Consider the following 18,802-nt stretch of genomic DNA (forward strand, 5'->3'; position numbering starts at 1 on the left):
AGAGCGGACCATGACTACCTCCAGTGAAACCGTCGTCGCAGCCCTCCGCGCCTCGTTGAAGGAAGCCGAGCACCTGCGCCGCCAGAACCACAAGCTCGTCGCCGAGGCCACGGAACCGATCGCGATCGTGGCGATGGCCTGCCGCTACCCCGGCGGCGTGCACTCGCCCGAGGACCTGTGGGAGCTCCTGACCGCAGGCGAGGACGCGATCGGCGCGTTCCCCACGGACCGCGGCTGGGACCTGGACGCCCTGCGGGACGCCGGGGTCGACCAGCGCGGCAACGCGGTCAGCCAGGAAGGGGGCTTCCTCGACGGAGTGGGGGACTTCGACGCCGGCTTCTTCGGCATCTCGCCACGTGAATCCGTCACCATGGACCCGCAGCAGCGGCTGCTGCTGGAGACCTCCTGGGAGGCCATCGAGCGCGCCGGCATCGACCCGACCACCCTGCGCGGCAGCCGCACCGGCGTATTCATCGGCACCAACGGCCAGGACTACGCCTACCTGCTCGTACGCTCCCTGGCCGACGCCACCGGCGACATCGGCACCGGAATCGCCGCCAGCGCCACGTCCGGCCGGCTGTCCTACACGCTGGGCCTGGAGGGCCCGGCGGTGACCGTCGACACGGCGTGCTCGTCCTCGCTCGTGGCCCTGCACACGGCGACCCATGCCCTGCGGGCCGGTGAGTGCTCGCTGGCCCTGGTCGGCGGGGTGAACGTCATGTCGTCCCCCGGTTCCCTGATGGAGTTCAGCAGGCAGGGCGGGCTGGCGGCGGACGGCCGGTGCAAGGCGTTCTCCGACGCGGCCGACGGCACCGGGTGGTCCGAAGGCGTGGGTGTCCTCGTCGTGGAGCGGCTGTCCGACGCGCGCCGCAACGGGCATGAGGTCCTCGCGGTCGTACGGGGCTCGGCCGTCAACCAGGACGGCGCCTCCAACGGCTTCACCGCGCCCAGCGGGCCCTCCCAGCAGCGGGTGATCCGGCAGGCGCTGGCGAGTGCCGGCCTGTCGGCTTCGGACGTGGACGTGGTCGAGGCGCACGGCACGGGCACGCCGCTCGGCGACCCGATCGAGGCCCAGGCGCTGCTGGCCACCTATGGCAAGGACCGTGATCCCGAACGTCCTTTGCTGCTGGGGTCGGTGAAGTCCAATCTCGGCCATACGCAGGCGGCGGCCGGTGCGGCGGGGATCATCAAGGCGGTCCTGGCGATGCGGCACGGCGTCCTGCCGAAGACGCTGTACGCCGATGTGCCGTCGTCGCATGTGGACTGGTCGTCCGGTGCGGTGGAGTTGCTTACGGAGTCTCAGGAGTGGCCCAAGGCCGACCGGCCGTGGCGGGCCGGCGTGTCGTCGTTCGGCATCAGCGGCACCAACGCCCACGTGATCGTGGAACAGGCGGAACCGGCCGAAGAGCCGGTGACGGAACCGGGGCCGGCGCCCGCCGTAGTGCCGTGGCTGGTGTCGGGCAGGACCGAGGAAGCGCTGGCGGCGCAGATTGAGCGGATCTCCTCGCGCACGGGCACGTCGTTACCGGTGGACGTGGGGTTCTCGCTCGCCTCGGGCCGTTCGACGTTCGAACACCGCGCGGTGCTGCTGGCGCAGTGCCCCGACGGCGAGCTGTCCGAGGCGGCCCGGGGCCGCGCGGAGGCGGGCCGCCGGCTCGCGGTGCTGTTCTCGGGCCAGGGTGCGCAACGGGTTGGTATGGGCCGGGAGTTGTACGGTCGCTTCCCGGTGTTCGCCGAGGCGTTGGACGAGGTGCTGGCGCACTTCGACGCCGAGCTGGAGCGTCCGCTGCGGGAGGTGATGTTCACCGACGCGGAGCGGTTGGACGAGACCGGGTATACGCAGCCGGCGTTGTTCGCCTTCGAGGTGGCGTTGTTCCGGCTGGCCGAGTCCTGGGGCATCAGGCCGGACTTCGTGGCCGGGCATTCGATCGGTGAGATCGCGGCGGCGCATGTGGCCGGGGTGTTCTCGCTGGAGGATGCGTGCCGGCTGGTGGCGGCGCGGGCGCGACTGATGAACGCCCTGCCCGCCGGCGGTGCGATGGTGGCTGTCCAAGGCACCGAGGAGGAGGTGGCGGCGCGGCTGGCCGACGGGGTGTCGTTGGCGGCGGTCAACGGTCCGGAGTCGGTGGTGATCGCGGGCGGTGAGGACGAAGTCCTTCGCATTGCAGCGGAGTTCGCCGGCGAGGGCCGCAGGACGCGTCGTCTGCCGGTGAGCCATGCCTTCCACTCGCCGCTGATGGAGCCGATGCTGGAGGACTTCCGGCGGGTGGCCGAGGGGCTGTCGTACGAGGCTCCGCGGATCCCCGTCGTCTCCAACGTGACCGGCGAGCTGGCCGCCGGGGACCTCGTCCGCTCGGCCGACTACTGGGTCCGGCACGTCCGCGACACCGTCCGCTTCGCCGACGGCGTCCGCACTCTTGCCGCACAAGGCGCCGGGGTCTTCCTGGAGTTGGGCCCCGACGGGGTCCTGACCGCGATGGCCCAGCAGACGCTGGACGGCACCGCGACCGCCGTTCCGGCCCTGCGCAAGGACCGCCCCGAAGAGACCGCCCTGCTCACCGCCCTCGCGCGGCTGCATGTGGTGGGCGTGGGCGTGGACTGGGCCGAGTGGTTCGCGGGGATGGGTGCTCGTCGTGTGGAGCTGCCTACTTATCCCTTCCAGCGTGAGCGGTATTGGCCTCGGCTTGCGGTGCTGTCCGGGGATGTGACCGGTGCGGGGCTCGTCCCTGCGGGGCATCCGTTGTTGGGTGCGACGCTGACGCTTGCGGATTCCGGTGAGGTGGTGTTGACGGGCAGGCTGTCGCTGCAGAGCCATCCGTGGCTGGCTGACCATGTCATGGGTGGCAGCGTCCTTTTCCCGGGAACGGGTTTTCTGGAGCTGGCTATGCGGGCGGGTGATCAGGTCGGTTGTGGCCGGGTTGAGGATCTTGTCCTGATGGCGCCGCTGGTGCTTCAGGAGGAGGGTGCTGCGCAGGTTCAGGTGTTGGTTTCGGCGCCCGATGAGGTGGGTGCGCGGACGGTTTCGGTGCACTCGCGTCGTGATGGCGATGCCGGCCAGTCGTGGACGCAGCATGTGGGTGGCACGCTGACCGGTGGTGAGCGGATCGGGGACTTCGGTTCCCAGGTGTGGCCGCCGCGGGATGCGGTGGTTGTCGACCTGGAGGGTTTTTACGAGGGGTCCGGTTATGGTCCCGCGTTCCAGGGGCTGCGTTCGGTGTGGCGGCGTGAGGGCGAGGTGTTCGTCGAGGTTGCGTTGCCGAGCCAGGTTGTGGAGGAGGCGGGGCTGTTCGGGCTCCATCCGGCGTTGCTGGATGCGGTGTTGCAGTCCCACCGGATGGCTGGTGTCGGCGGTGAGGATGACCAGTTCCTGCCGTTTGCCTGGCGGGGCGTGTCGCTGCATGCCGGGGGTGCGTCGGTCCTGCGGGTGCGGGTGGTGAAGACCGGTGAGGACTCGCTGTCCATTGCGGCCGTCGACGTCGAAGGCGCACCCGTACTGTCCGCCGAGGCGATGGTGATGCGGGCCTACCGGAATCCCGGCCCCGGCCAGTCGGCGGCGCGGCGCGGCACGGAACACGGCGCGCTGCTGTCGCTGGAGTGGGTGGCGGCCCCTGAGGTTCAGCCCGCCGAGGTGCGGTGCGTGTCCTTGGGAGCGGACGAGCTGGGCGTGGGTGCGTCGGTCGCGTCCCTGGCGGATCTCACGGGGGATGAGGACCTCGTGGTGGTCCCCGTGTCCGGTGCCGGCGAGGACGTGCCCGCCCGCGCTCACGAGCTCACCGCCCGGGTTCTGGGACTGCTGCAGGAGTGGGCGGACCGGGAGGAGTCCGGAGCGGCGCGCCTGGTGTTCGTCACCCGCGGCGCCGTCTCTGCCGAGGAGGGCGAGCCCGTACGGGACGTGGCCGCGGGCGCGGCGTGGGGTCTGGTGCGTTCGGCGCAGTCGGAGCACCCCGGACGGATCGCGCTGGTGGACCTCCAAGACGGGGTCGAGGACGGAGATTTCGCCGCGGTGTCGGCGGACCTGCCGGGTCTGCTGGCGACCGGGGACACCCAGTTCGTGGTGCGCGACGGTGCCGTGCGTGTGGGTCGACTGGCTCAACTCGGCAATGCCGCAGGGCTGTTGCCGCCCGCCGGGGTGCCGTGGCGGCTGGACAGCGCGGCCAAGGGCAGCCTGGACAAGCTGGTGCTGGCGCCCTGCCCGGAGGTCCGGGAGCCGCTCTCGGAAGGCCAGGTCCGTATCCAGGTCCAGGCCGCCGGCGTGAACTTCCGCGACGTGCTCAATGCTCTGGGGATGTATCCGGGCGAGGCCGGGCTGTTGGGCGCCGAGGCCGCCGGTGTGGTCACCGAGACCGGGCCGGGGGTGCAGGGACTGCGCCCGGGGGACCGGGTGATGGGCATGGTCTTCGGTGGCTTCGGCCCGGTGGCGGTGACCGATCAGCGTCTTTTGACCCGCGTCCCCGACGGATGGACCGCGGATCGGGCAGCCTCGGTGCCGCTGGTCTTCCTGACCGCTCTCTACGCCCTGAAGGATCTTGCGGAGTTGCGGCCGGGGCAGTCGATCCTGGTGCATGCCGGTGCTGGTGGCGTTGGTATGGCGGCGATCCAGCTGGCGAAGCATCTGGGGGCGGAGGTGTTCGCCACGGCCAGTGAGGGCAAGTGGGACACCCTGCGGGAGTTGGGCGTCGCGGAGGACCACATCGCCTCGTCCCGTAGCACCGAGTTCGAGGAGCGCTTCCGGGCGGTCACCGATGGCCGTGGTGTGGATGTGGTGCTCAACGCCCTGGCGGGTGAATTCGTCGATGCCTCCCTGCGGTTGACCGCCCCCGGTGGCCGTTTCCTGGAGATGGGCAAGACCGATATCCGTGATGCCGGGTCGGTACGGGCGGTGCGTTACCGGGCCTTCGATCTCGCCGACGCCGGTCCCGATCGGGTCCAGGAGATGCTGGCTGAGCTGCTGGATCTGTTCGCCGCCGATGCGCTGCGGCCGTTGCCGGTGGCGACGTGGGATGTGCGGCGCGCGCCGGAGGCGTTCCGTTTCATGAGCCGGGCGCAGCACATCGGCAAGATCGTGCTGACCCTGCCGCGTGCCTGGGACCGGGACGGCACCGTGCTGATCAGTGGCGGCACCGGCGGCCTGGCCGGCGCCCTGGCCAGGCACTTGGTGACCGAGCGCGGCATGCGCCATCTGCTGCTGGCCAGCCGTAGCGGACCGGATGCTCCGGGCGCCGCCGAGCTGCGGGATGAGCTGGCCGCTCGTGGTGCCGAGGTGACGCTGACTGCCTGTGATGTGGCCGACCGGGAGGCGGTGGCCGCGCTGGTGGCCTCGGTTCCTGTGGCGCATCCGCTGACCGCCGTCGTCCACACGGCCGGTGTTCTCGATGACGGTGTGGTCACATCCCTGACGCCCGAGCGGCTGTCGGCCGTGCTGCGCCCGAAGGCGGACGCGGCCTGGCATCTGCACCAGGCGACCAAGGACCTCGACCTGGCCGCTTTCGTACTGTATTCGTCCATCTCGGGCGTGCTCGGCACTCCGGGTCAGGGCAACTACGCCGCGGGCAATGTCTTCCTCGACGCGCTCGCCCGGCACCGTACGGCGCGGGGCCTGCCCGCCCAGTCCCTGGCATGGGGCGCCTGGGCCCCGAGCGGCGGGATGACCGCCACCCTGTCGGACGCGGACCTGCAGCGGATCGCGTCCTACGGGGCGACGCCTCTGACCGTCGGGCAGGGGCTGGCGTTGTTCGACGCCGCCACCGCGACCGACGCGGCGCACCTCGTCCCGATGGGGCCGGTCGCCGCGGGCGCTTCGGACCGTGGCTCGGTGCCGCCGGTGTTGCGGGGCCTGGTCAAGGGTGCCCGCCGTGCGGCCGCGGGAGCCTCGAGGGGCACCGATGCGGCGGCGACGCTGGGCCGCCGACTGCGGGAGGCGCGGCCGGAGGAGCGTACGCGCGTGATGAGTGACCTCGTACGGTCCGAGGCCGCCGCCGTGCTCGGGCATGCCTCGGCCAAGGCGATCGATACCCGGCGGGAGTTCAACGACCTGGGTTTCGACTCGCTGACCGCCGTTGAACTCCGCAACCGGCTCTCCACCGCGACGGGCCTGCGGCTGACCGCCACCCTCGTCTTCGACTACCCCAACCCCACCGCACTCGCCGACCACCTCGTCTCGGAGCTCGTTGACGAGGCCGCCACGGGCCCAGCCCTCCTGGCGGAGCTCGAACGGCTCGACTCCGCGCTCGCCGCAAGCGAGCCCGACGCCCGCACCAGGGCCGCGGTCGCCACCCGTCTGTCGCAGATCCTGGACAGCTGGCGAGACGCCCAAGCGGAGGAGGACGGCGCAGAGGTCGCCGAGCGGATCGAAGCCGCCAGCACCGATGAGATCTTCGCCTTCATCGACAACGAGCTCGGCCGTCACAGCGATCACTGAGTCCGGCCCCCTTATTCACGCGGAAGGTTCCACGTCATGCCGAACGACAACAAGCTCGTTGACTACCTCAAGTGGGTCACGAACGACTTGCACCAGACCCGCCAACGGCTTCGAGAGGCCGAGTCCGCCAAGCAGGAGCCCATAGCCATTGTCGGGATGTCCTGCCGACTGCCGGGGGGAGTGCGATCCCCGGAAGAGCTCTGGCACATGCTGAAGGACGGCCGGGACGGTATCTCGGCATTCCCCACGGACCGCGGCTGGAACCTCGACATCCTCACCAGCGACGGAAGCGGCAGCAGCGCGACGGCCGAAGGCGGCTTCGTCGACGCCGCCTCGTTCGACGCGGACTTCTTCGGCATCTCGCCCCGCGAGGCCGTGGCGATGGATCCCCAGCAGCGCATCCTGCTGGAGACCTCCTGGGAGGCACTGGAGCGCGCCGGTATCGACCCGGTGTCCCTGCGGGGCACCGAGACCGGAGTCTTCGTGGGCACGAGCGGTGTCGACTACATCAACGCCGTGATGAACTCCCGCGAGGACATCGAGGGGCACGGCAGCACCGGCCTCGCCGGCAGCATCCTGTCCGGGCGGCTCTCGTACAACTTCGGCCTGGAGGGCCCGGCCGTCACCGTCGACACGGCGTGCTCGTCCTCGCTCGTCTCGCTGCACCTGGCGGTCCACGCGCTGCGCAACGGCGAGTGCTCGCTGGCGCTCGCCGGAGGCGTGACGGTGATGTCGTCGCCGATGAGCTTCGCCGGATTCAGCAGGCAGGGCGGGCTGGCGGCGGACGGTCGGTGCAAGGCGTTCTCCGACGCGGCCGACGGCACCGGGTGGTCCGAAGGCGTGGGCATCTTCGTCGTGGAGCGGCTGTCCGACGCCCGCCGCAACGGGCATGAGGTCCTCGCGGTCGTACGGGGCTCGGCCGTCAACCAGGACGGCGCCTCCAACGGCCTGACGGCGCCCAACGGCCCCTCCCAGCAGCGGGTGATCCAGCAGGCGCTGGCGAGTGCCGGCCTGTCGGCCTCGGACGTGGACGCCGTGGAGGCCCACGGCACCGGAACGACCCTGGGCGACCCGATCGAGGCCCAGGCGCTGCTGGCCACCTATGGCAAGGACCGTGATCCCGAACGTCCTTTGCTGCTGGGGTCGGTGAAGTCCAATCTCGGCCATACGCAGGCGGCGGCCGGTGCGGCGGGACTCATGAAGATGGTCCTGGCGATGCGGCACGGTGTCCTGCCGAAGACGCTGTTCGTGGATGTGCCGTCGTCGCATGTGGACTGGTCGTCCGGTGCGGTGGAGTTGCTTACGGAGTCTCAGGAGTGGCCCAAGGCCGACCGGCCGTGGCGGGCCGGCGTGTCGTCGTTCGGCATCAGCGGCACTAACGCCCACGTCATCATCGAGCAGGCTCCGGCCGCCGAGGAGCTCGACGAGCAGGAGGAGAGCGCGCCTCAGACCACGCCGTCGGCCGTGCCGTGGCTGGTCTCCGCGAGGTCCGAGGAAGCACTGGCCGCACAGCTTGAGCGGATCTCCGCGCTGACCGACCAGTCGCCCCTCGACCTGGGATTCTCGCTGGCGACCACCCGGGCACACCTGGAGCACCGCGCGGTACTGCTGTCCGAGGGCGGCGAGACCGTCGAGGTGGCGAACGGGTTCGCCGAGGACACGGCAGGGAAGTTCGCGGTGCTGTTCTCGGGCCAGGGTGCGCAACGAGTAGGTATGGGCCGTGAGTTGTACGGTCGGTTCCCGGTGTTTGCCGAGGCGTTGGACGAGGTGCTGGCGCACTTTGACGCCGAGTTGGAGCGTCCGCTGCGGGAGGTGATGTTCACCGACGCGGAGCGGTTGGACGAGACCGGCTTTACGCAGCCGGCGTTGTTCGCCTTCGAGGTGGCGTTGTTCCGGCTGGCCGAGTCCTGGGGCATCAGGCCGGACTTCGTGGCCGGGCATTCGATCGGTGAGATCGTTGCGGCGCATGTGGCCGGGGTGTTCTCGCTGGGGGATGCGTGCCGGCTGGTGGCGGCGCGGGCGCGACTGATGCAGGCGCTGCCGGTGGGCGGTGCGATGGTGGCCGTCGAGGCGGCGGAGGACGAGGTGGCGGCGCGGCTCGTCGAGGCGGTGTCGGTCGCTGCGGTCAACGGTCCCGAGGCGGTCGTGCTCGCCGGGGACGAGTCCGAAGTCCTCCGCATCGCCCAGGAGTTGGCGTCCGAGGGCCGCAAGACGCGTCGTCTGCCGGTGAGCCATGCCTTCCACTCGCCGCTGATGGAGCCGATGCTGGAGGACTTCCGGCGGGTGGCCGAGGGGCTGTCGTACGAGGCTCCGCGGATCCCCGTCGTCTCCAACGTGACCGGCGAGCTGGCCGCCGGGGACCTCGTCTGCTCGGCCGACTACTGGGTCCGGCATGTGCGCGAGACCGTGCGTTTCGCGGACGGGGTGCGGGCTCTTGAGGCCGAAGGTGCCTCGGTGTTCCTGGAGTTGGGTCCCGACGGCGTGCTGACGGCGATGGCCCAGCACGGCACGGGCGAGGGCGCGGTGTTCGTCAGCGCGCTGCGCAAGGACCGGGCGGAGGAGACGGCCCTGCTGACCGCCTTGTCGCGGCTGCATGTGGTGGGCGTGGGCGTGGATTGGGCCGAGTGGTTTGCGGGGATGGGTGCTCGTCGTGTGGAGCTGCCTACTTATCCCTTCCAGCGTGAGCGGTATTGGCCTCGGCTTGCGGTGCTGTCCGGGGATGTGACCGGTGCGGGGCTCGTCCCTGCGGGGCATCCGTTGTTGGGTGCGACGCTGACGCTTGCGGATTCCGGTGAGGTGGTGTTGACGGGCAGGTTGTCGTTGCAGACCCATGCGTGGCTGGCTGACCATGTCATGGGTGGCAGCGTCCTTTTCCCGGGAACGGGCTTTTTGGAGCTGGCTATGCGGGCGGGTGATCAGGTCGGTTGTGGCCGGGTTGAGGATCTTGTTCTGATGGCGCCGCTGGTGCTTGGGGAGGAGTGTGCTGCGCAGGTTCAGGTGTTGGTTTCGGCGCCCGATGAGGTGGGTGCTCGGACGGTTTCGGTGCACTCGCGTCGTGATGGCGATGCCGGCCAGTCGTGGACGCAGCATGTGGGTGGCACGCTGGCCGGTGGTGAGTGGATCGGGGACTTCGGTTCCCAGGTGTGGCCGCCGCGGGATGCGGTGGTTGTCGACTTGGAGGGTTTCTACGAGGGGTCCGGTTATGGCCCCGCGTTCCAGGGGCTGCGTTCGGTGTGGCGGCGTGAGGGCGAGGTGTTCGTCGAGGTTGCGTTGCCGAGCCAGGTTGTGGAGGAGGCGGGGCTGTTCGGGCTCCATCCGGCGTTGCTGGATGCGGTGTTGCAGTCCCACCGGATGGCTGGTGTCGGCGGTGAGGATGACCAGTTCCTGCCGTTTGCGTGGCGGGGCGTGTCGCTGCATGCCGGGGGTGCGTCGGTCTTGCGGGTGCGGGTGGTGAAGACCGGTGAGGACTCGGTGTCCATTGCGGCCGTCGATGTCGAAGGCGCACCCGTACTGTCCGCCGAGGCACTCGTCCTGCGTCGCCAACCGGACTATGCGGCAAGCTCGTTGACGACACGGCGTGGAGCGGAGTACGACGCGCTGCTGTCGCTGGACTGGGTGGCGGCCCCTGAGGTTCAGCCCGCCGAGGTGCGGTGCGTGTCCCTGGGAGCGGACGAATTCGGTGTGGGTGCTTCGGTCGCGTCCCTGGCGGACCTCACGGGGGATGAGGACCTCGTGGTGGTCCCCGTGTCCGGTGCCGGCGAGGACGTGCCAGCCCGCGCTCACGAGGTGACGGCCCGGGTCCTGGGGGTGCTTCAGGACTGGGCAGACCGGGAGGAATTAGTAACCTCACGCCTGGTGTTCGTCACCCGCGGCGCCGTTTCCGCCGACGAGAGGGAGCCCGTACGGGACGTGGCCGCGGGCGCGGCGTGGGGCCTGGTGCGTTCGGCACAGGCGGAGCACCCCGGACAGATCGCGCTCGTGGACCTTGAGGACGGGGATCTCGCTGAGGTGCTCGCGGACCTGCCGGGTCTGCTGGCCACCGGGGACACCCAGTTCGTGGTGCGTGAGGGCGCCATCCGAGTGGCGCGGCTCGCCCCCGTCGGCAACGGTGCGGGACTGTTGCCGCCCGCCGGGGTGCCGTGGCGGCTGGACAGTGCGGCCAAGGGCAGCCTGGACAAGCTGGTGCTGGCGCCCTGCCCGGAGATCCGGGAGCCGCTCACGGAAGGCCAGGTCCGCATTCAGGTCCAGGCCGCCGGCGTGAACTTCCGCGACGTGCTGGACGCCCTGGGCATGTATCCGGGTGAGGCCGGGGCGCTGGGTGCCGAGGCCGCCGGTGTGGTGACCAAGACCGGTCCCGGGGTGAGTGAGTTCCGTCCGGGAGACCGGGTGATGGGCCTGGTCTTCGGCGGCTTCGGCCCGGTGGCCGTCACCGACGAGCGACTCCTCGCCCGCATCCCCCAGGACTGGACACCCGCCCAGGCGGCGTCGGTGCCGCTGGTCTTCCTGACCGCTCTCTACGCCCTGAAGGATCTCGGGGAGTTGCGGCCGGGGCAGTCGATCCTGGTGCATGCCGGTGCTGGTGGCGTTGGTATGGCGGCGATCCAGCTGGCGAAGCATCTGGGGGCGGAGGTGTTCGCCACGGCCAGTGAGGGCAAGTGGGACACCCTGCGGGAGTTGGGTGTTGCGGATGACCACATTGCCTCGTCCCGTAGCACCGAGTTCGAGGAGGGCTTCCGGGCGGTCACCGATGGCCGTGGTGTGGATGTGGTGCTCAACGCCCTGGCGGGTGAATTCGTCGATGCCTCTCTGCGGTTGACCGCCCCCGGTGGCCGTTTCCTGGAGATGGGCCAGACGGACATCCGCGAGCCCGAGTCCGCCGCCGGAGTGCACTACCGCGCTTTCGATCTCGCGGAGGCGGGCCCGGACCGTACCCAGGAGATGCTCGCTGAGCTGCTGGAGCTGTTCGCCGCCGATGCGCTGCGGCCGTTGCCGGTGGCGACGTGGGATGTGCGGCGCGCGCCGGAGGCGTTCCGATTCATGAGCCGGGCGCAGCACATCGGCAAGATCGTGCTGACCCTGCCGTGTACCTGGGCTGCGGACGGCACCGTGCTGATCACCGGTGGCACCGATGGTCCGGCCGGCGCGCTGGCCAGGCACTTGGTGACCGAGCGCGGCATGCGCCATCTGCTGCTGGCCAGCCGTAGCGGACCGGATGCTCCGGGCGCCGCCGAGCTGCGGGATGAGCTGGCCGCTCATGGTGCCGAGGTGACGCTGGCTGCCTGTGATGTGGCCGACCGGGAGGCGGTGGCCGCGCTGGTGGCCTCGGTTCCTGTGGCGCATCCGCTGACCGCCGTCGTCCACACGGCCGGTGTTCTTGACGACGGTGTGTTCGATGACGGTGCGGTCACGTCGCTGACGCCTGAGCGGCTGTCGGCCGTGCTGCGCCCGAAGGCGGACGCGGCCTGGCATCTGCATCAAGCCACCAAGGATCTCGACCTGGCCGCTTTCGTGGTCTTCTCCTCGGTCGCGGGCATCGTGGGCAGCGCCGGTGGGGGCGACCACACCGCGGGCGACGTCTTCTTCGACGTGCTCGCCCAACACCGTGTGGCACAGGGCCTGCCCGCCCAGTCCCTGGCATGGGGCCCCTGGGCACAGGAGAGCGGGACGGCATCCGCGCCGTCCGACGCGAACCTGGAGCGGATCGCGTCCTACGGGGCGACGCCTCTGACCGTCGGGCAGGGGCTGGCGTTGTTCGACGCCGCCACCGCGACCGACGCGGCGCATCTCGTGCCGATGGGGCCGGTCGCCGCGGGCGCTTCGGACCGCGGCTCGGTGCCGCCGGTGCCGCCGGTGTTGCGGGGCCTGGTCAAGGGTGCCCGCCGTGCGGCCGCGGGAGCCTCGAGGGGCACCGATGCGGCGGCGACGCTGGGCCGCCGACTGCGGGAGGCGCGGCCGGAGGAGCGTACGCGCGTGATGAGTGACCTCGTACGGTCCGAGGCCGCCGCCGTGCTCGGGCATGCCTCGGCCAAGGCGATCGATACCCGGCGGGAGTTCAACGACCTGGGTTTCGACTCGCTGACCGCCGTCGAACTCCGCAACCGGCTCTCCACCGCCACGGGCCTGCGGCTGACCGCCACCCTCGTCTTCGACTACCCCAACCCCACCGCACTCGCCGACCACCTCGTCGCCGTACTCCTCGACGAGCACGGAGAGCCCAACGCTCCCGCCGTGACGACCACGGTGGCCGCTGAGGACCCGATCGTCATCGTCGGCATGGCCTGCCGGCTGCCCGGCGGCGTGCGGTCCCCCGAAGACCTGTGGGGGCTCGTCCTCGACGGGCGCGGCGGCATCACCGACTTCCCCACCGACCGGGGCTGGGACCTGGAAACCCTGCTGGGCGGGGCGGAGGGCGACCAGGGCCGCAGCGCGGCGTCCAAGGGCGGCTTCCTGGACGACCTCGGAGAATTCGACGCCCCCTTCTTCGGGATCTCACCCCGCGAAGCCATGGCGATGGACCCGCAGCAGCGGCTGATGCTGGAGACCTCCTGGGAGGCCATCGAGCGCGCCGGTATCGACCCGGTGTCCCTGCGGGGCACCGAGACCGGTGTCTTCGTCGGCACCAGCGGCTCCGACTACGGCAGCATCCTGATGAACTCCCGCGAGGACGTCGAGGCCCACGCCAGTACCGGACTCGCGGGCAGCGTCCTCTCCGGGCGGCTGTCCTACACCTTCGGCCTGGAAGGCCCCGCGGTCACCGTCGACACGGCGTGCTCGTCCTCGCTCGTCTCGCTGCACCTGGCGGTCCACGCGCTGCGCAACGGCGAGTGCTCGCTGGCGCTCGCCGGAGGCGTGACGCTGTTGTCCACGCCGATGAGCATCGCCGGATTCAGCAGGCAGGGCGCGCTGGCGACGGACGGCCAGTGCAAGGCGTTCTCGGACGCGGCCGACGGCACGGGCTGGGCGGAAGGCGTGGGAGTGCTCGTCGTGGAGCGGCTGTCCGACGCCCGCCGCAACGGGCATGAGGTCCTCGCGGTCGTACGGGGCTCGGCCGTCAACCAGGACGGCGCCTCCAACGGCCTGACGGCGCCCAACGGCCCCTCCCAGCAGCGGGTCATCCGTCAGGCCCTGGCGAACGCCGGGCTGTCGACCGGCGATGTGGACGCCGTCGAGGCCCATGGCACCGGCACCTCGCTCGGCGACCCGATCGAGGCCCAGGCGCTGCTGGCCACCTACGGCCAGGACCGGGCCGAGGGACAGCCGCTGCTGCTCGGCTCGCTCAAGTCGAACATCGGCCACACCATGGCGGCGGCCGGCGTCTCCAATGTCATCAAGATGGTCATGGCGCTGCGGCACGGCGTGCTGCCGCGCACCCTCCACGTCGACACACCCTCGTCCCACGTCGACTGGACGGCCGGTGACGTCAAGCTCCTCACGGAAGCCACCGAGTGGCCGGACACCGGCCGCCCGCGCCGCGGTGCGGTCTCCTCGTTCGGAATGAGCGGCACCAACGCCCACGCCATCCTCGAACAGGCCCCGGAGAGCACCGAGCGGACCGGCCGGGACACCCGGTCCATCGAGCCGGGGGCCGTCCCGTGGCTCGTTTCGGGCAAGTCGGCCCAGGCACTGTCCGACGGGATCGAGCTGCTGCGCGACTGGGTCGCCGCGCGGCCGGAACTCGCACCGGCCGACGTGGGCCTCTCGCTGGCCACGGGGCGCTCGGCGTTCGCGCACCGCGCGGTGCTCCTGGCAGGCGACGAGGTCGCGCGGGGCACGGCCGAGGACCGCTCGCTGGCGATGCTCTTCCCGGGCCAGGGCGGGCAGCGGGTCGGCATGGGCCGCGAACTGTACGACCGGTTCCCGGCGTTCGCGAAGTGCCTGGACGAGGTTCTGGCCCACTTCGACGACGAGCTGCGCGAGGTGATGCTCACCGACGCGGAGCGCCTGGACCAGACCCGGTTCACCCAGCCGGCCATGTTCGCCATGCAAGTGGCGCTGTTCCGGCTGGTCGAATCGTGGGGCGTGAAACCCGACTTCGTCGTCGGGCACTCGTTCGGCGAGATCGCCGCCGCACACGTCGCCGGGATCCTCTCGCTCAAGGACGCCTGCACCCTGGCGGCGGCCCGCGGCCGGCTGATGAACACCCTTGAGGGGCAAGGCGCCATCATGGTGGCGATCCAGGCGAGTGAGGAGGAGGCGGCCGGGCGACTGATCGACGGCGTCTCGATCGCGGCGATCAACGGGCCGGAGTCGGTCGTCATCGCCGGCGACGAGGGCCCCGTGCGGAGCATCGCCGAGGCGTTCATCGCCGAGGGACGCAAGACGCGGCAGGTGGCGGTGAAGGTCGCGGGACACTGCCCGCTGATGGACCCGATTCTGGACGACTTCCGCCAGGTCGCCGAGGGCCTCGCCTACCAGGCGCCGCGCATCCCTGTCGTCTCGACCGTGACCGGCGGGCCGGCCTCGGAAGAGCTGATGCGCTCCGCCGACTACTGGGTCCGTAACGTCCGCGAGCCCGTCCGCTTCGCCGACGCCGTACGAGCCTTGGCGGCCGACGACGTCTCGGCCTTCCTGGAGTTGGGCACCGACGGCGTACTGACCGGAATGGTCCCGCACAACGTGGATGGCACCGTGGTCGCCGCCAGCACCCTGCGCAAGGACCGCCCTGAGGAGACGGCCCTGCTCACCGCCCTGGCGCAGCTGCACGTCGCAGGCGTCGAAGCGGACTGGGCGCAGATCTTCGACGGCACCGGTGCCCGCCGCGTCGACCTGCCTACCTACCCGTTCCAGCGTCAGCGCTACTGGCCGAAGCGGACGGTTCTGGCAGGCGATGTGGCCTCCGCGGGCCTGCTGCCCACGGAGCATCCGCTGCTGGGCGCGGCGGTACCGCTGGCGGACGGCGGCGGAATGCTGTTCACCAGCCGGCTGTCGACGGACACCCACCCCTGGCTCAAGGACCACGTGGCAGGCGGGACGGCCGTTTTCCCGGCCTCCGGCTTCGTCGAGCTCGCCATCGTGGCCGGTGACCAGTTCGGCTGCGACAACGTCGCCGAACTCGACCTTGGCACGCCGTTGGTGCTCACCGACGGCGCGGCCCTGGCGCTCCAGGTCTGGCTCGGCGCCCCGGACGACGAGGGCAGGCGGGGGATCCGGTTCTTCTCACGGCCCCAGGCCACACCGGACGAGCCGTGGACCCAGCACGCCACCGGTACCCTTGCCACCGGCGGGCACACCGAGTCCCTCGACGTGTCCGACTGGCCGCCCAGCGACGCGTCCGACGTCGACCTGGACGGATACTACGAAGGGTCCGAATTCGGCCCGGCTTTCCAAGGGCTGCAAGCGGCCTGGGTCCGCGGCGACGAGACCTACGTCGCAGCCGAACTCCCGGACGGCATCGCCTCCGATGCCCAGTCCTTCGGCCTGCACCCCGCACTGCTCGAAGCGGTCCTGCACGGCACCACCTTCAGTGGCGCGGGCGACGAGGAGCACGTCTCGTACGCCGCCTCCTGGAAGGATGTATCGCTGCATGCCTCCGGCGCCTCGGCGATACGGGCACGGATCACGAAGACCGGTGAGGACACCGTCAGCGTCACGGTGGTCGACGCCGCCGGGGAACCCGTGCTGTCGGCGCACACCCTCACGCTGCGCGCCCTGACGGAAGCCCCCAAGCGTGCCGTCCGCAGCCGGCGGGAGCGGCTGCTGCGCCTGGAGTGGATCCCGGCACCGCGGACGGAGGACGTGCCCGACACCCGGAGCACCGTCCTGGCGCCCCTGGGGACCGCGTCGCTCGCCGACATCACGGGCACCCCGGACCTGGTTGTGGTTCCCGTGCCCCGTACGGAGGACGGCTTCCCCGAGGCCGTGCACGAGCTGACGACACAGGCCCTGCTCCTGGTGCAGGACTGGATCGCCGACGAACGCCTCACCGCCGCGCAACTGGTGTTCCTGACCAGGGGCGCGGTCGACGGCGATGACCTGACCGGTTCCGCCGTCTGGGGCCTGGTGCGCTCCACGATGGCGGAGCACCCCGGCCGCTTCGTGCTGGCCGACGTCGAGGACACGGGCGAGCACGGCGACGGCGGTGACGTGGAGGTGCTCCTCGCCGCCCTGCCGGGCCTGCTGCCCTCCGGAGAATGCCAGTTCGCCGTACGCGACAAGACGGTACGCATGGCACGGCTGGCCTGGCTGCCCGCCGACGCCGACACCCGGTCGCCGCAGTGGGACCCCGAAGGGACCGTACTGATCACCGGCGGCACCGGCGGCCTGGGCCGCGAGCTCGCCCGGCACCTGGCCACGACCGGCATCCGGCACCTGCTGCTGGCCAGCCGCAGTGGCCCGGCGGCACAGGGAGCGGCCGAACTGGCCGACGAACTACGGGGCTTGGGTGCGCAGCCCACGATCGTGGGCTGCGACACGGCGGACCCGGACGCGCTCGCCGGCCTCCTGGCCGGCATCCCGGCGGAGCGCCCGCTGACCGCGGTCATCCACCTCGCCGGCATCCTCGACGACGGCGTGGTCACCTCCCTGACGCCCGAGCGCCTGACGCCGGTCCTGCGGCCGAAGGTGGACGCCGCCTGGCATCTGCACGAGGCCACCAAGGCCCTCGACCTCGCCGCGTTCATCACGTTCTCCTCCGTCTCCGGCACGCTGGGCGCCCCGGGCACGTCCAACTACGCCGCCGCGAACGCCTTCCTCGACGGCCTGGTCCAGCACCGCGCCGCCCTGGGCCTGCCGGGCCAGTCGCTCGTATGGGGCCACTGGGACGTCGGCGGCATGGTCGGGGCGCTGAACCCGGCCCTCGTGCAGCGCATGCGCGGCAACGGCATGGCGCCGGTCTCCGCCGAAGAGGGCATGGAACTGTTCGAAGCCGCGCGCCGCTACGCCGAGCCCGTCGTGATGGCGGTCGGCCTGATCCCCGGCGCCCGAGCACCGCAGGCCGAGATTCCCCAGATGTTCCGCGGGCTGGTCCGCCAGAGCAGGCGGACCGCCTCGAACGCCACGAGCACGTCCGGCACCCCGGCCACCTTCGCCCAGAAGCTGCTGGAGCTGCCGGAAGGGGAGCGCGTCGGCCACATCGTCGACCTCGTCCGCGGCGAGGCCGCCCTCATCCTCGGCTACCCGTCCGCGGCGGAGATCGAGCCCCGCCGGGACTTCTACGAGCTCGGCTTCGACTCGCTGACCTCGATCGAACTGCGCAACCGGCTCGCCACGGCCACCGGACTGCAACTGCCGGCGACACTGGTCTTCGACACCAAGACCCCCACCGACCTCGGCACACGGCTGCGCAGCGAATTCGCCGCACAGCCCGGACTCGCCGGCTCCGCGTCCGAGGCGGGCCTCCTCCTGGCCGGGCCGGAACCCGAGTCGCTGGAGCGGCTGTTCCTCGACGCCATGGACCGCGGCAAGTTCCCGGAGGCCAGGCTCATGCTGCGGGCCCTGACCGGCCTGCGCCAGACCTTCGAGAACACGGCCGAACTGGAGGAACTGCCGCTGCCGACCACGCTCGCCGAAGGCCCCGCCGAACCGCGGATGATCTGCATCAGCACACCCACCGCCAACGGCGGCGTCCACGAGTACGCCAGGTTCGCCGCACCCTTCCGGGGTGAACGGCACATCAGCGCGCTGCCCCTGGTCGGCTTCGCCGCCGGGGAACGGCTGCCGACCACGGCGACGACCGCGGTCAGGACCATCGCGGAGAGCGCACTGCGCGCGAGCGAAGGCAACCCCTTCATCCTGGTCGGGCACTCCTCCGGCGGTACGTACGCCTACGCCGCAGCCGGTCTGCTGGAGGCCACCTGGGGCATCAAGCCCGAAGCCGTGGTGCTGCTGGACTCCGTCAGCATCCGGCACGACGACCGGGAGGAGATCGACTACGACAGCCTGATGCACCGCAGCTTCCTGGCCGACGAGGAATCGCCGGTGCGGGTGACGAACTCCAGGCTGTCCGGCATGGGGCGGTGGATGAACCTGCTCGGCCAACTCGAGGTGTCGCACACGACCGCCCCCGTGCTGGTCATCCGCGCCACCAAGGAGGCCTTCGCCATGGAGGGCATCGCGGCCGCCGAGGGCGAGGAGGCGAAGAGCGAGGCGTTCCCGACAGCCGAGGTGCGCATCATGGACGCGGACCACTTCTCCATGGTTCGCGACGACGTCCCGGAGACCGCGCGGATCGTCAAGGAATGGCTGGACTCCCTCGGCGGGGAGTGACCCAGGCGCAGTGCGCAACGCCCCGGCGGGCGGCCAACCGGCCGCCCGCCGCGGCGTGTCCCGGCACAGTTCACCTCTGGTGAATTGCGGATCAAGTCCTAGGGAAACCCGCAGTCCGCCTCGTGGAAGATGGCGAGGAAACGGTCGGACGTGCGTGTCGGCGCTCTGTGCCCCAGGTCC

The 18,802-nt window shown here is 71.1% G+C and carries 2 protein-coding genes; both read left to right on the plus strand.

Going from position 1 to position 18,802, the window contains the following annotated elements; all coding sequences use genetic code 11:
* The first annotated feature begins 55 nt into the window (after positions 1-55).
* Complete coding sequence (locus tag ACZ4S3_RS11005) at positions 56-6,418, plus strand: type I polyketide synthase (RefSeq protein ID WP_467931532.1); 6,363 nt, start codon at positions 56-58, stop codon at positions 6,416-6,418.
* Positions 6,419-6,454: 36 nt separating this feature from the next.
* Positions 6,455-18,622, plus strand: coding sequence for an SDR family NAD(P)-dependent oxidoreductase (locus ACZ4S3_RS11010; RefSeq protein WP_467930307.1), 12,168 nt, complete (start codon positions 6,455-6,457; stop codon positions 18,620-18,622).
* The last annotated feature ends 180 nt before the right edge of the window (positions 18,623-18,802 follow it).

The organism is Streptomyces sp. NPDC028368 (assembly GCF_055565615.1).

What these genes read in the sequence shown, in the direction of transcription:
- ACZ4S3_RS11010 (WP_467930307.1), top strand. Translation starts at nt 6,455, where the DNA reads ATGCCGAACGACAACAAGCTCGTTGACTACCTCAAGTGGGTCACGAAC.